Origin of the sequence: Mobiluncus sp., from assembly GCF_034180645.1 — a bacterium.
GTDB lineage: Bacteria > Actinomycetota > Actinomycetes > Actinomycetales > Actinomycetaceae > Mobiluncus.
In genome coordinates this window covers 35,979-50,416 of record NZ_JAXFNY010000020.1, presented here as the reverse complement: position 1 = coordinate 50,416, position 14,438 = coordinate 35,979, and the positions used below count along the sequence as shown (strand labels likewise).

15 protein-coding genes are annotated in these 14,438 nt (G+C 57.4%); 9 read left to right on the top strand and 6 right to left on the bottom strand.

From position 1 onward, the window contains the following. Window positions 1–55: 55 nt before the first annotated feature. Window positions 56–2,713 carry a valine--tRNA ligase gene (gene valS / locus SPI05_RS07990; RefSeq protein ID WP_321077599.1) on the bottom strand — a complete coding sequence of 886 codons (2,658 nt, stop codon included), beginning with the start codon at window positions 2,711–2,713 and terminating at the stop codon, window positions 56–58. Between the two features lie 83 nt (window positions 2,714–2,796). Beyond that, window positions 2,797–3,609: a pyrroline-5-carboxylate reductase gene (proC, locus tag SPI05_RS07985; RefSeq protein ID WP_321077598.1), complete on the bottom strand. Its 813-nt coding sequence runs from the start codon at window positions 3,607–3,609 to the stop codon at window positions 2,797–2,799. Window positions 3,610–3,734: 125 nt separating this feature from the next. Here proC and SPI05_RS07980 point away from each other — a divergent pair, with 125 nt between their 5' ends. Continuing rightward, window positions 3,735–4,586, top strand: coding sequence for an SDR family oxidoreductase (locus tag SPI05_RS07980; RefSeq protein WP_321077597.1), 852 nt, complete (start codon window positions 3,735–3,737; stop codon window positions 4,584–4,586). 3 nt (window positions 4,587–4,589) lie between these two features. Next, complete coding sequence (locus SPI05_RS07975) at window positions 4,590–6,020, top strand: FAD-dependent oxidoreductase (RefSeq protein ID WP_321077596.1); 1,431 nt, start codon at window positions 4,590–4,592, stop codon at window positions 6,018–6,020. 4 nt (window positions 6,021–6,024) lie between these two features. On the opposite strand, the gene SPI05_RS07970 is transcribed toward SPI05_RS07975, so the two are convergent. Continuing rightward, a complete protein-coding gene (locus SPI05_RS07970; RefSeq protein ID WP_321077595.1) occupies window positions 6,025–6,543 on the bottom strand; it encodes a YbjN domain-containing protein in 519 nt (172 codons plus the stop codon). A gap of 145 nt (window positions 6,544–6,688) precedes the next feature. Between SPI05_RS07970 and SPI05_RS07965 the strand changes: the two genes are divergently transcribed. From SPI05_RS07965 to SPI05_RS07945, 5 genes are all read left to right on the top strand, one after another. Then, complete coding sequence (locus SPI05_RS07965; RefSeq protein ID WP_321077594.1) at window positions 6,689–7,984, top strand: site-specific DNA-methyltransferase; 1,296 nt, start codon at window positions 6,689–6,691, stop codon at window positions 7,982–7,984. Continuing rightward, window positions 7,981–8,868: an HNH endonuclease family protein gene (locus tag SPI05_RS07960; RefSeq protein ID WP_321077593.1), complete on the top strand. Its 888-nt coding sequence runs from the start codon at window positions 7,981–7,983 to the stop codon at window positions 8,866–8,868. The genes SPI05_RS07965 and SPI05_RS07960 overlap by 4 nt, the downstream gene beginning before the upstream one ends. A gap of 65 nt (window positions 8,869–8,933) precedes the next feature. Further along, on the top strand, window positions 8,934–9,632 hold the full coding sequence (locus SPI05_RS07955; protein ID WP_321077592.1) for a molybdopterin-binding protein: 699 nt from the start codon (window positions 8,934–8,936) through the stop codon (window positions 9,630–9,632). 249 nt (window positions 9,633–9,881) lie between these two features. Then, window positions 9,882–10,556 carry a hypothetical protein gene (locus tag SPI05_RS07950; protein ID WP_321077591.1) on the top strand — a complete coding sequence of 225 codons (675 nt, stop codon included), beginning with the start codon at window positions 9,882–9,884 and terminating at the stop codon, window positions 10,554–10,556. Between the two features lie 41 nt (window positions 10,557–10,597). After that, window positions 10,598–11,056: a hypothetical protein gene (locus SPI05_RS07945; protein WP_321077590.1), complete on the top strand. Its 459-nt coding sequence runs from the start codon at window positions 10,598–10,600 to the stop codon at window positions 11,054–11,056. Window positions 11,057–11,153: 97 nt separating this feature from the next. Here the strand turns inward: SPI05_RS07945 and tatC are convergent, their stop codons facing one another. Genes tatC through SPI05_RS07930 form a run of 3 tightly spaced genes read right to left on the bottom strand, consistent with a single transcriptional unit; the run spans window position 11,154 to window position 12,676 of the window. After that, a complete protein-coding gene (gene tatC / locus SPI05_RS07940) occupies window positions 11,154–11,921 on the bottom strand; it encodes a twin-arginine translocase subunit TatC (protein ID WP_321077589.1) in 768 nt (255 codons plus the stop codon). An 8-nt stretch (window positions 11,922–11,929) separates the two neighbouring features. After that, window positions 11,930–12,193, bottom strand: coding sequence for a twin-arginine translocase TatA/TatE family subunit (locus SPI05_RS07935; protein WP_321077588.1), 264 nt, complete (start codon window positions 12,191–12,193; stop codon window positions 11,930–11,932). Window positions 12,194–12,238: 45 nt separating this feature from the next. Next, on the bottom strand, window positions 12,239–12,676 hold the full coding sequence (locus SPI05_RS07930; RefSeq protein WP_321077587.1) for a translocase: 438 nt from the start codon (window positions 12,674–12,676) through the stop codon (window positions 12,239–12,241). Between the two features lie 196 nt (window positions 12,677–12,872). Between SPI05_RS07930 and SPI05_RS07925 the strand changes: the two genes are divergently transcribed. Further along, window positions 12,873–13,328, top strand: coding sequence for a molybdopterin-binding protein (locus SPI05_RS07925; protein ID WP_321077586.1), 456 nt, complete (start codon window positions 12,873–12,875; stop codon window positions 13,326–13,328). Window positions 13,329–13,523: 195 nt separating this feature from the next. Then, on the top strand, window positions 13,524–14,405 hold the full coding sequence (locus SPI05_RS07920) for a transporter substrate-binding domain-containing protein (RefSeq protein WP_321077585.1): 882 nt from the start codon (window positions 13,524–13,526) through the stop codon (window positions 14,403–14,405). Window positions 14,406–14,438: the final 33 nt, after the last annotated feature.

The following is a 14,438-nucleotide window of genomic DNA, read 5'->3' as shown; positions in this document are numbered from 1 at the left end:
GAGTTCCTGGCGCTGGCGAGCGCAAAGGGGACTGTTCCCGGGCTAGAGCAGGAAACTATTTCGCTGGTTTCGCCGGTTTTGCCGGGGGCTCGCCCAGCTCGGCGGCGCTGACCTGCGGGGATTCGACCTCGCCAGCAACGAACTCCAGCTTGCCCTCCACGTGGTTGGCGGCCACCAAGTCGGCGCGAGCCGCCTCGGCACACGCCACATCGGGCTCGGGGAAAGTTACGGTGGCGTGCAAGAACGGGGTGCGCTGGGACACCTTGGCATCCGACTTGACCTTACGGAGGGCCGACAACGCTCCGCCGGCCGCCTGCAGCACCTGGGGATTACCTCCCACGCTATCCAAACCGTCGGTGCTGGGCCAAGCCGCCCGATGTACCGACCCGGTGCGATACCAGGACCACACTTCCTCGGTGGTGAAAGGCAAGAACGGCGCGAGTAGGCGCACCACGTTATCAATCGCCAGTGCCAAGGTCGTGCGCGCGGAAGCTACCGCGGCACTATCGGCCGCCGAATCCTTGCCGTAAGCGCGGTCCTTGACCAGCTCCAAGTAATCATCACACAGCGTCCAGAAGAAGCTCTCGGTCACTTCCAGGGCGCGGGCATGGTTCATTTCCTCGAAAGCCTTGGTCGCAGACGCGATGACTTCCGCTAGGGTGGCAATCAAAGACCGGTCTACCTCGACCGTTACCAGCGCCGGATCCAAGACCAGGTCGGCGTCCCCGCCCATGGAGAGCGCGAACTTCGACGCGTTCAACAGTTTGATGGCCAAACGCCGCCCGACCTTCATTTCGCCCTCGTCAAAGGCCGCGTCCGTCCCCAACCTGGCCGAGGCCGCCCAGTAGCGCACCGCGTCGGAAGAGTGCTTTTCCAGCAGTCCCATCGGGGTCACCACGTTGCCTTTGGACTTGGACATCTTTTTGTGATCAGGATCCAAAATCCAGCCCGAAATCGCGGCCTGGCGCCACGGCAGAGCGTCAAACTCCAGGTGGGACCGCACCACAGTCGAGAACAGCCAAGTACGAATAATGTCTTGACCCTGAGGATGCAAGTCCATCGGGAAAGTCGTGGCAAACAGCTTTTCGTCCCGTCCAAAACCCGAATAAATTTCGGGGGTCAGGCTGGAGGTCGCCCAGGTGTCCATAATGTCGACTTCCGCCACGAAACCGCCCGGCACGCCACGCTGAGATTCCTCGAACCCCGCGGGTGTATCCGTGGTCGGATCTATAGGCAGCACGTCCTCGCTGGGCAAAATCGGGTGGTCATAGTCCGTTTCACCAGAGTCCTTGACCGGATACCACAGGGGCAGCGGCACCCCAAAGAAACGCTGGCGGGAAATGAGCCAGTCGGTGTTCAAACCGTTGACCCAGTTTTCGTAGCGAACCCGCATAAAGTCAGGCACAAAGTCCAGTTCACGCCCGCGCGCCAACAGTTCCTCACGCAAATCCGTGCCTCCCGCGGTGCGGGCATAAGGCTGGCCGCCGTTGCGGATGTACCACTGGCGTGAAGTCACGATTTCCAGAGGCTTGTCGCCCTTTTCGTAAAAGTTCGTCATACGCTGGGTCGGTTTCGGATCCCCCAGCATTTCTCCGGATTCTCGCAATGCCTCGACGATAGCTTTCCGGGCAGAGAACGTCGTTTTCCCAGCGGTTTCCTGATACAGCGCCCGACCGCGCTCGGAGGTAATCCAATCCGGCACGTCAGGAATAATCCGACCGTCCTTGCGCAGGATAACCCGGGTCGGCAGCTGCAAATCCCGCCACCAATCCACGTCCACCAAGTCGCCGAAAGTACAGCACATGGCGATACCCGAACCCTTGTCCATCTCGGCCTCGGGATGAGCCAACACGGGAACCCGCACGTCAAACCCTGGTGACGTGACATAGGTGCCGAACATATCGGCGTAACGTTCATCGTCGGGGTGGGCAATCAGTGCGCAGCACGCCCCCAGCAGTTCCGGACGAGTCGTCTCGATAACGATGTCGCCCTTGCCGTCCTCGCGATGGAACGCAAAAGAATGGTAGGAGCCGGGATAGTCGCGCGCCTCCAACTCGGCTTGCGCCACCGCGGTCTGGAACGTGACGTCCCACAGACCTGGCGCTTCGGCAGCGTACACCTCGCCGCGAGCAAAGTTACGCAGGAAAAACGTCTGCGCCACCTTTTGCGCAGGCTTACCAATAGTCTGCATCGTGTAGGACCAGTCGATAGACAGCCCCAGCGTCCGCCAGAGTTCCTCGAACTGTTTTTCGTCTTGAGCGGTCAAACGTTCGCACAGTTCCACGAAATTTTTGCGGCTAATCGGCACCTGGTCAGCATTCTTAATGGACTTGCCTTCCCCGCCCTCATACGGCGGAGTGAAATCGGGCACGTAGGGCAAGGACGGGTCGCAACGCACCCCGAAATAGTTTTGCACCCGGCGCTCGGTCGGCAGACCGTTGTCGTCCCAGCCCATCGGGTAAAACACGTTCTTACCGCGCATCCGTTGGTAACGCGCCACCAAATCCGTGTGTGTATAGGAAAACACGTGACCAACGTGCAGCGAGCCAGACACGGTGGGCGGCGGGGTATCGATAGAGTACACGGCTTCCCGGGTAGTGTCCGGGTCAAAAGCGTAGGTCTGCGCGTCCGCCCACACTTCGCGCCATTTGTCCTCAATCCCGTCCAGGGTCGTCTTTGCCGGTACGCTCGGAGCTTTCAGTCTCTCGGTCATCGTTTTCCTTTTATTGTCGTGATTTACCTGCAATAGTCTACCCGCTCGCGTTCCCGCTACCCTAACGCGTTCGGTGGGCGAGGTTATTTCTGGGTCGCTTTGGCATCCCCGGCCATAGCGCCCTCAACCATGTGTACTACGGCCCGTGAGAATCCCGCGTCCTCGCCCGCCAGCAAACCGGCTATGGTGGAGCCGCCGGGGGAGCACACTCTATCGACCAGCTGGCAGGGGTGAGCGCCCTTTTCCAAACCGTCTTGCAGCATGAGGGCGGAGCCAAGCAGCATCTGGGTCGCGGACTCGATGGCCGCCGCTTTTGTCAGGCCCGCCGCCACGCCGGCTTTCGCCAAGGCTTCCACGTAGGTATAAGTCCAGGCGGGGGCGCAACCAGCGATGGCGGTAAACGCGGGGAACAAGGATTCCTCCAGCTCGATTGTGCGGCCCACCGCGTTGAACAGGCCCAGGGCGTACTGCTTTTGTTCCGGGGCTACCGTCGCGTTCGCGCACAAGGCCGACATGGCGGCGTTGACCTGGGCGTTCAGGTTTGGCATGACCCGCACAATGGGAGTCTCCGGGGTGAGCCAGCCCTCCAGGTGGTCCAGCCCGACCCCTCCGGCGATGGAAATGACCAGCTTTCCTCCCAGCTCCGGGGCAATTTCGGTGAGGACTGTGCCGATATGTTTCGGTTTCACCGCGACGACTACCGCGTCAACCGACCCGACCAGTTCCCGGTTAGAAGCCACTTGTGAGGCTCCAAACTCCTTGGTCAGCGGGTGTTCACCCGGGGTTACGCCGAAATCAGAAAAACTCAGGTCGCGGGACTTGACGAAGTCATGTTTGAGAGCCCCCGTCGCAATTGCCGAACCCATGGCACCCATTCCAATAAAACCGAGTTTCATCTTGCCTCTTTTCTTGATTTGAGCGGTTTTCTCGGCGTTCAGAGCAAACCGCCGGAGTCGTTTTCCTATAGGCTAAGTCTATAGCGTGGCTCTGCAGCCAAAAATTCTGGAAAGGTGACCGAAAGATGAGCATCACACCCGGACCCGTAAAGCCGTCCCAAGAGACTCTTGACCCCCAAAGTTTTGGAATTACAGTTCCCGAAACGCGACCGGCCCGCCAGCCGGGACGAGTGCTCGTGACCGGGGCTTCTACCGGAATCGGGTGGGAAACCGTGAAACAGCTGTGTGCCTGCGGGTGGGAGGTGTTGGCGACCGCCCGGCGCGCCGAAAGGCTGGCGGCCTTGGCTTATGAGACGGGCTGCGCGGCTTTTGCCGCTGACCTGACCATTCCTGAGCACGTGCAGGCGCTGTTTGAGTGGGCCACCGCCGAGGGACAGGTCGTGGACGCGGTGGTCAATAATGCCGGGGGAGCGCGCGGCACCGACACCGTGATGGAGGCGAAGCTGGAGCGGTGGAAAACCATGTACAGCATCAACGTTTTGTCCTCCCTGCAGGTCACCCAGGCTTTCCTGCCGCAAATGTTGGCTCACGGGGGTGGGGATTTGGTGTTCGTCACCTCGACTGCCGGTCACGAGACGTACCCGGGCGGGGCGGGCTATACCGCCGCCAAGCACGCCGAGGCGATGCTGCCCGAAACACTGCGCCTGGAATTGGTGGGTCAGCCGATTCGGATTATCGAGATTATGCCCGGATTGGTGCAAACCCCGGAATTTTCCCTGTCGCGCCTGGAGGACAAGGCTGCGGCGGAGGGCGTTTATGCCGGGGTGGACTATCCGCTGGTGGGGGCCGATATCGCCCAAGCTATTGTGTGGACCTTGAATTTGCCGGCGCACGTGAATATCGACCAGCTGAAAATCAAGCCGGTGGAACAAGCCACCAGCACCATCAAAGTCCGCCTGGACAATTCAGCCCGGTGAAGCATGGCCCGGATTGTTGTCATTGGAGCTGGAATGGCCGGCCACTCCACAGCCCTCGGCTTAAAACACCGCCTCAAAGACGACCACGATGTCATCGTCATCAGCCCCGGCTCGGCTTGGACGAATCCTGATGTCATGGCCCAGATTGCCTCCGGCCTGCAGCCGGTGCATCGGCAAGTTGTCCCGCTCGGTCCGCTTTACCGACGCAAAGGCATTATTTTTCACCAAGGCATGGCTACTGCGGTTTACCCCAAAGGCTACCGAGACGACCCGCGTCCCCAGGTCCAACTGACTTTTACTGGCTCGCACCTGGAGGGTCAAGTTGCGCGGGTGCCTTACGATTACCTGGTCATTGCCACCGGACACGATATCGATCGAGTAGCGGGCATTCCCGCGGAATCGACCACGGTGCCGACCTGTGTCTTGGACCGCCTGGACAGTGCCATCGCGGGGGAAGCAGAACTGCGCAGACTGCTGTTTGAAATGCAGGATTCCCCGGTGGGAGGCAAACCGAAAGTCATCGCTATCGGTCGTTCCGCTCGCGGCATGGGCGGATTTTACGGGGCGCTGGAATATGCCCTGTGCGTGGACGAGGTGCTGCGGGCCGCTTTTCTGCGCTCGCGGGTGGAACTGCACTTTTTTGATGCGGGACGGCCGTGGATGTACGGCCAAACTGACGACCCGAAGATGGAAGAAGACATGCAGACCGCCCTTGTGCATCTCATCGATACGCACCGCCTGATTCTGCACAAAGATATGCGTCTGGCCTCGATCAATGGGCGAAGAGTCAGGTTCGTTCCGGTACACGGCGAGGGCCAGCCCGGAGAGATGGAATGTGATTTGGTGGCGGTGGAGGCGGCGCGGGTCCTCACGCCCTTGGCGGTGCATGACGCGAACGGAGCTGATCTGCGCGAGGATCTCTATGACGGCTGGGGGCGGCTACGGGTGGACGCAAAGACCCAGCAAAACGCTTCCGGTCAGGTAGTGACGGTGCTGCCGCGAACTTTCCGCAATCCCACGTATCGCAATATTTTCGGGATTGGTTCGGCTATCGCTATGGACACGCGCGAACTTGACGCGGATAGCGATTCCGCCCCGGCACCCGTCCCGATGCAGACTCGCGACATGGCTCACTTGATGAGCCGCCAGGTTACGGATTTGATTATTGAGGAACTGACCGGCCAGAGAAACAAAGTGTTGCCCGAAACCTTGGAAGAAATCGAATCAGTGTTGAGTTTGTGTTGGGATTACGGGCTGATTTCTCCGCGGGGTTTCTATGCAGAGCTGACCTACCCAAAGAAAGGCAAAGATGCTGCCCGGCAGGTACTGCGGGTGCGTCACGGTTTGGGATCCTATTGGGCAGTGCGGATGGAGCGTTTCTTGGAACGCTACCGTGCCAAAGGCCGCGCCCTGTGGTGGTTGCTGCCCACGTAAGAGCCTATTCGGAATCTTCGTCCGGTTCCGGCATCGCGCTCGGGAGTTGCTCGGCCAGATGCTCAAAGAAATCCTCGCTGGATTCCAAGGCACAACGTACCTGTTCGTCCAGCTGTGCGTCCGTCAAGCCGGTACGCCAGCTGATGGGCAGTTCCGTATGCACGTAGACTTCGCGATCCTCGGTCACTCGCGCGTAGGCTTTCGGCCAGTAATAATCCGTGTTCCAACGGTTACAAATCGAGTTAATCAGAATGAAATCGTCCAGTTCCGGTTCACCGCGCCATGTGCCGCGCACGCAGAGGATAGTGTCCTTTTCCCCTGTTACTTGAAAGTAATAGATGCCGTTTTGCCAAGCCCCGCCCACGTCACCATCGTGGTTGACCTGGTAACTCCAGTTGTGTCCTTCCAAGACTTTCTTAACCCGGTCACGGGTCAGGTTGGGCAGCCTATTGACAGAAAAAGGCGCGTTGTCGAACGGTGATTCAAAGGGGTTATCGAACAAACCCCCGCTGCCCTCACTCATGACCCGTTTCCTCCCGCTTGGCTGTGAATCCCATTTTAGCCGATTGCGCCATGCCCTGCCGCGGAATTTCTCTGGGGGTGAAAAGCACGGCTTCCCTCCGGAAGTGGCGGGTTATTGCCGGCTGAGCCGCCCACAGTAGGATGGGATGGTGCAGGAAAAACCCCCGGAACTGGCTTTGACGTGGCGCGGAAAACACGAAGTGACACTGGCCGCACCCCGGCCCTACGTCCGAGCTGAGCGCTACCGGGAAACGCTCAGGGGCGAAGTTGCGACAACGCAGAGCGAAAACCTCCTCTATGTCGGGGAAAACCTGCAGGTCATGAGCGGATTATTGCCTAACTACGAGGGCAGCGTCGACTGTATCTATATTGATCCGCCGTTTAACTCCGGGGCGGATTATGTGCAACAGATTCGGACGCACCGCCGGGCTGGCCCGAAACGCACCATCGCTGTGAAACAGTACGGCGACCGCTGGAAAACCGCGGACTACCTGCAAAATTTGTACGAGAGACTGACGGTGCTACGGCGATTTTTGTCGCCAACAGGAACGATTTTTGTCCACTGCGATTGGCATTCCTCCGCCGCGTTGCGCCTGGTCTTGGACGAGGTGTTCGGGGCAAATAGCCTGGTCAACGAGATTGTGTGGGCTTACGCTTCGGGCGGGGGGTCGCGGCGGGCTTTCGGCCACAAACACGACACTATCCTGTTTTATGCCCGCGACCGGCGCCGCTACTATTTTGACCCCGATGCGGTGCGGGTGGCGTATAACGCAGCCATAGCCCCGAAGCGCCGCGAACTGTTCAATCCGCAGGGCATGGTCGCCCCCGATGTTTGGCAGATTTCCCGGCCGCCAAATCATTCTGAAACCTGGGTAGGGTATCCGACCCAAAAGCCGGTGGCAGTCATGCAACGTGCCATCGCCGCGGCGTGCCCGCCGGGGGGACTGGTGATGGACTGCTTCGCCGGATCCGGCTCCACTCTGGTGGCGGCAGCCCAACTGGGGCGACGTTTCCTGGGAATAGAGCGCAATAGTTTGGGGGTGCATCTGGCCCGGCGGCGCCTGGTGCAAGCCGGAGTCGGCTTTGAAGTGTGGCGAGATTCCGCTTCCTGGGCCGCCAACCAAATCGTGCCGGGCTTGGAGTCATTGAGTCGAGAAGTCGAAACCCGCCTCGCGAAGCTGGATGCCGCGGTGGCAACAGATACCGCTGAGGACGATGTGACCGGCCAATTCGACAAACTGGACTGGATGGAGCTGGTGGATTGGGTGGCCCTAGACCCGGATTTTGCCAGCTTTTCCGCCGGAGTTTTCACGCCTCAGTCCGTGGTGGCACCGTCACGAGACACCGTTGTTGATTTTGCCGCCTTCGGGGACAGCCCTCGCGGTGTGGGACTGGTGGCAGATGTGACCGGGCAAGATTACTTCGTTAGGCTGGAAGCATGAGCTATAAGGACAACACTGGTCAGGGTGCTGTGCCGGAGGAAAACCGCGGTCTGGAACCGGAAACACCGCAGGTAGCGCCTTGGGACGGGTGGTTTGGCAAGAGTTCAAACCGTAACCAGCGGGGGCGCAATTTGGCTTTGGTGGCGTTCGCCGTGGTGGCCGTGACCGGTTTGGGCACCCAGTTTGTTGGGGACGACGGCTGGTTGTTCGGCCTCATCGGCGGTGACCGGACCCATTCCGCCAGCCAATCCGGGAACGCCGAGGAACAGACTCGTGACGCCGCCGGAAAAACTGCGGGGAGCCGCGCTAGTGACGTGTTGGACACTTTGGAAGTGCGCGACAAAGATTCTTTCCACGATTTTGACCGCGAGCGGCTGTTCGGCAAGGGGTGGCTGGACCTTGATGGTGACAATTGCAATACCCGCAACGAAGTGTTGGCTCGCGATCTAGAGGACGTCCAATACCGGGCGGCTACGAACAACACTCCCGCGCACTGCGTGGTACAAAGCGGAGTTTTGCACGATAAATACACCGGGGAAACCATTGATTTCAGGCGGTCTCAGGAAACCTCTGACGCGGTCCAGATTGATCACGTGGTGGCGTTGGGTAACGTGTGGCGTACAGGCGGCCAGCAGCTCAGCCAGCAGGAACGGGAAGCCATCGCCAACGATCCGCTGAACTTGGAAGCAGTAAAAGGCCAAGCCAATCAGGATAAACAATCGCAAGATGCGTCCGAATGGCTGCCGCCCGCACGGGACTATCGCTGCGCTTACGTGGCGCGTCAGATTGCGGTGAAAGCGAAATACGGGCTGTGGGTTACCCCGGCAGAGAAACAGGCCATGACGGGGGTGCTGAAAGACTGTCCGGAAGAGCCAATTCCATAGGTATCAAATTGGAATCGGAGATTATAGGGGGAGAATAGCCGGGTAGCTGCCAATAATGGCAGCGTTTGGGAATTATCGCCACCGGTTCCGAACTGGCGGGAGCGGGGGCGTCGCTGGAAGGATCGATGATTCCGGATTCAAACTCGTCTCTGGCGTCGGCCTTAGCGCGAGTGGCCCAGGCGGAGGTCAGTTTCGCGGGTCTTTGCGGGGACGATGTGGCGCAGTTCCGTGAAACCTTGCGCCGGGTGGCGGACGTGAGCGACCTGGTCATCACTTCGGGCGGGGTTTCGGCCGGCGCTTATGAGGTGGTGAAACAAGGTGTTAGCGATTGGGGATTCCATTTCGCACGAGTTGCCCTGCAGCCGGGTAAACCTCAAGGTTACGGTTTCGTGCAGGCGAGCGGCGGGCGCCGGATACCGGTGCGGACTCTGCCGGGAAACCCGGTTTCGGTTTTCGTCTCGTGGCATCTGTTTGCACTGCCGGTGCTGGCGAAGCTCGGCGGGCGTGACCCACAGCGGGTGCACGAGTGCCAGGAAGCGACCGTGGTGGAGGCGTGGACCTCTCCACGAGGCAAAGTCCAGGTGGTGCCTGTGCGTTTGACGCCGGGACAACCGGGACAAACCGCCACGGTTCAGCGTACCCACCCCTTAGGATCGAAGTCACACCTGGTGGCCTCACTGCATAAAGCGAACGCTTTGATGCTGATAGACCGAGATGTTGAATCCGTGGCGCCGTGGTCGATTGTGAAAGTCCTCGAAATCTGACCTCGGCGCGGTTTTGATAGTTGCCGGGGTTACGGCTGTTCGGTAATGGTGAGAGTAGCGGATAATCTGAGCATCAAGAGATGCTTGGCACAGCCAGGAACCTATGTCCGTACTAAGTCTTTGTAGGGAGCAATCTTTGTGCAAAAAATACAGAAAAGGGTATCTTTTCTAGCACGGCTATGCTAACCTGAGGTTGTATCTGATGTGTTTGGCTTGATAGTCAGTACACATTGAACAAAGGAGCTGGTTATGCTGCAGATTCCTTTTGCGGCTTTGGCTGATGTTGGTCTGCGGGAAACCCGGTATACCACCCGGGTTGGGGATTTTGGCGCGCGGTCGGGGACATTGCTGGCGACAGAATCTAAAGCGAACCAGCCAATCGAGGATAAAGTTGAAATTTCCCGTCAAGGTCGATTACAGGAACAGCTGTTACGCGGGTTGAACATTAGATATTCCTATGCTCGAACCCCAGTCGAAATTACAGCCCAGGACATGGAAGATGTCATGGCTCAGTGGGCCAGTCGAGCTAACTTGTCGCTTGCTGACGTCGAAATTATGGCTGTGGCCTATGCATACGCGCAGGACAACGGATACGACATTTCCAACGCTATCCAATTTGAGAATAATTTCAGTTTTTGGGCTGGAGTGAATCGCCATACGATTGGTGACCGGCCGGCAGGTCGGGAAGACAGAGCATTCGCGAATCAGTTTATCGGCTCGACTGCTTTCGAGACCAGCCGCCTTCCTAAGGATTTCTTGCTGATGTCATTTGATCCGTTGCATCCCACTGCCAAAGGTAAAGATGCCCGATTCGTGGCAGATATGGCGCGTTATTTGTCTGATGCGCCTCAGTCTAGCTTCGATAGCGACGCACAAATAGCTGGTATCCTGTTCCAGGACTACCGTGCCCGATTAGGTCGATAATTAAAAAACTTAAACGGTATGCATAATCGATTGGAGGATTTATGAGGACGCGATTTGTTGCAGTTGTTTCTTTCATTGCCTGCTTGTTTGCTTTGGGGTCGGTAGGTTCGGTTTCTAACGCTCAGATTATTATTGATTTTAAATCCTGGAGTGCTTCACAAAAACCTGTAACCATTCAAGGGTCGGATGAATGGGTTGCTAATACCCTCTTTCATCTGGCATATCCAACCCCACCGTCCCATCCTATTACCTATGTTGAGTATCGGGCGACCAGTTATTCAAGCGGTGGCGGAGGCAATCCTACCGATGTGATTAAGGTATGCTATGTGAGCCCTTCTGGAATGGAGTCTGATTGTATTTATCCAGATATTATGGTCGGCACTACTGTGGCATTCGCCGGTCAGTCAAGCCTAGGACAAATTAGAATTTACCATAAACGATTTGGTGGTTTATACCCTGCATATCCGTCGGGCAATGATTCCGTTACCGTTCATTGGTAAGATGTAGGGGGATTTTCTTAGATGAATCCGTGGCGCCGTGGTCGATTGTGAAAGTCCTCGAAATCTGACCTCGGCGCGGTTTTGATAGTTGCCGGGGTTACGGTTGCTTCCGGTTTCGGCGCCAATCGTGGAGTGCCGCGATGCCGACCGCCAGGAAATACAGTGCCAGCAGAGCTGAGGCCTGCAGGATGACGGGCCACGGGGTTGGTAGCGGGTTGGCGATAGCCGAGAAAATAAACGCCACCATCGTCGCCCAGCGCCAGCCTTTTAACATGGTGCGGGCGCTCAACACTCCGAGGAAGTTCAGCATGACCAAAATTTCGGGAATCAAGAAAGAAATCCCGAACGCTAACACCAGGCGAATATAGAACTTGATGTAGGCATCGGCCTGCAGCAGCATCGCCGAATCCGGGGGTGTAAATGAGGACAAAATCGATACGGCCCGCGGCGCGGTCCAGTCGCCGAATACCGCACCAGCAGCGAACAAAATGACTCCGGCCACACCAAAAATCAGCATCCAGAACCGTTCCCGGCGACGCAGACCGGGCCAGATGAAAGCCAAAATTTGAAAAATCCACCACGGCGAAGCAATCAGCACTCCCAGCCACAAGGACACGCGGATTTTCAGGTCAAAGGCCGCGCCGATGGTCTGGAAGTTCAGGTTGGCCCCGGCGACGTCTTTCATGGGGGCGGTAATGTGTGCCAGCGCGATTTCATAGAGAAACCATCCGCCAATCGTTGCCAGGGCTATGCCCGCAAATGACCAGATTATGCGTTTTCGCAGCTCGGCAAGGTGCGCGGTCACCGTCATGACGCCTTCTGAGTTGGCATCACGATTCTGGTCAGATGGTTTCTCAGTGGGCACTTGAGCGGTTACTTAGCGGCATCGTTGCCTGAGGCCGGGTCAGTTTTCGAGGAATCGTTGGCGGCATCATTTTTGCTCTCGATAGCTTTTCCGTCAGCCTTGGTGTCCTCGGTCAAATCGTTGAGTTCTTCCTTCAATACTTTTGCGGATTTGCCCACGTTGCGAGCAATTTCCGGCAGTTTCGAGGCACCGAAAACCACGACCAAAATAATGATGACAGTAATCCACACTGCGGGGCCTCCGCTGAACAACATCACATGTGCCGGAACCATTAATCTCTCCTCTATATAGGGCTAAATCAACACAAGTTTATCAGTTTACGCGGGCTTTTCTTGACGGGGAGTGGCCGGAGGAGCATCTGGAGGGTCGGCCTGTGGGGTAGCAGGGGAATCGTCAGGTTTAGGGTCTGGCAACGGTTTGGGGTTGTCCGGGGTTTTTCCCGGCACAAGGCCCGGTGTGGCGGCTTTCTCGATACTGGTGGCCTGTTCCATCCACAGCTGCATTTCTTCGGCCACCGCGTCTTTAATCATCTTGCGCGGGTCATATTCTCGCGGATCAAAGTTTTTTAAATCTACGTTGAGGCCGGACTTGGTGAAATTCGCTTCTTCGCGCAGACGGGCGGACCATGCCCGCAGCCACTCAATCACTCCTTTGAACCATAGCAGAGCTTGGGCGGCGTGCTTCGGGCCGATGACGATGACGCCCACGACCAAAATGAGCAGCAGCTCCGAACCGCTGATCCCAAACAATTCCACCCGACAATTCTAGTAAGGGAAACGATTTCCTGCATATATTAAAAGGGTCAGTTCAGAAAACTTGCCCCGAAATGGGGACGTCCCCAGAAAGACTTGTGATGGAAAATACCCTGCCCATGAACCACCTGAATGAACGCGGCGAGGCCTTCGTGACCTATAAATCCGGAGGTCGCTCCGGGACGTGGGAGCGGGAATCATGAGCCACACTGAACAGTCTTTGCCGCCACAGACACCGGCTTACGTCATTACGGTTTCCGATTCCGTTTCCGCGAGTCTAAACCCGGATCGGTCCGGTCCGTTGGCGGTGGAATTGCTGGCAGACCTGGGATTTGCGGTGACCGGACCGGTGGTAGTTCCTGACGGGGTGGACTCCGTTCACAAGGCCGTGTTGGCGGCGTGTCGCAGTGGGGCGCGGCTGGTCTTTACCACGGGCGGAACGGGGATTAGCTCGCGTGACCTCACTCCCGAAGCTGTTGAGGGCCTAGCGGAAGCCCGTTTGAGTGGAGTGGAAGCCGCGTTGCTGGAATGTAACCGACAGGCTACCCCCTTGGGTATGATGTCTCGTCCCGTGGTGGGGATTTCCACGCGGGCAGCGGGGGCCGCGCTAGTGGTGTCCCCCACGGTTCTCCAGGCGCCGTGCGTGATACAGTAGAGGTTCTCGCACCGGTGCTGGGCCACGTTCTGGCAATTTTGGACCGGGACACTTTCACGTCAACAGAGTGATTTTTTCAGTGAATATTCAGCCAGGTAGGAGTACAATTTTGGGTGCTTCGGTTAGTGCTAACCCTGGTTAAATTTCGGAGATTCGTCCTAGAGCAGGAGGCAGTTGGCTGATATGAAACCCACGATGAGGTTGGTTGCAGCAGCGTGTGTAGCAATGACGGCAGTGGCGCTTTCGTCATGTGCGTTAGCAGGAAAATCGGGGGCGATGCAGTCTTACGATTTTAATTCCATCAAACCCGATCCGGTTATCGCGGCGATGGTGCCGCAGGCAAACCGGGATACGCTGCGGGTTGCTATGGAACTGCATTACTCCCCGGCGGAATTTCTCGATGACGCCAATCAGCCTGTGGGCTATGAGGTAGACGTTTTAAAAGCTCTCGCTAAGGTAATGGGCATCAAAGAAGTGCAATTCATAGACGAAGATTTTGACTCCATCATTCCCAAAGTTAACGAGGGCACCGATGATTTGGGTATGGCCGCTTTGACGTTGAATAAAGAGCGGCTCCGCCAGGGCAATATGGTGTCCTATGTTGAGGCAGGTTACAGCTATGCAACCCAGCGAGATAACCCGAAGGATTTTGACCCGGTCTCGCCCTGTGGGTTTACCGTGGCGGCCCAGTCGGACACCACGCAGGCCGATACTTTGCAGGCGTCCAGCGATCAGTGCGTGTTAATCGGTAAGTCGCCGGTCACCATCATTACTGAGCCGGATCAGGACAAATTGATTTCCCAGGTCGACCAGGGAAGCATTGATGCCATCATTGGGGAAACGCCCATTTTAGCCTATAACCAGGCAAAATACCAGAATTTTGAGATGTTCGGGGAGCCCTTCGAGACAGCTCCGCAGGGTCCTTTCATCGCGAAAGACAATGTGGAGTTGGCCAAGGCGGTGCGCGCTGGTCTGCAAAAAATGATGGATACGGGAATGCTTGCGGATGTGCTGTCTCCCTGGGGTGAAGAGACTATAGCGTTGCATTACGCCACGCTAAACCCGCCGATTGCCTGAAATCCCTTTCAAATTTTTCTCTCTGGGATACCA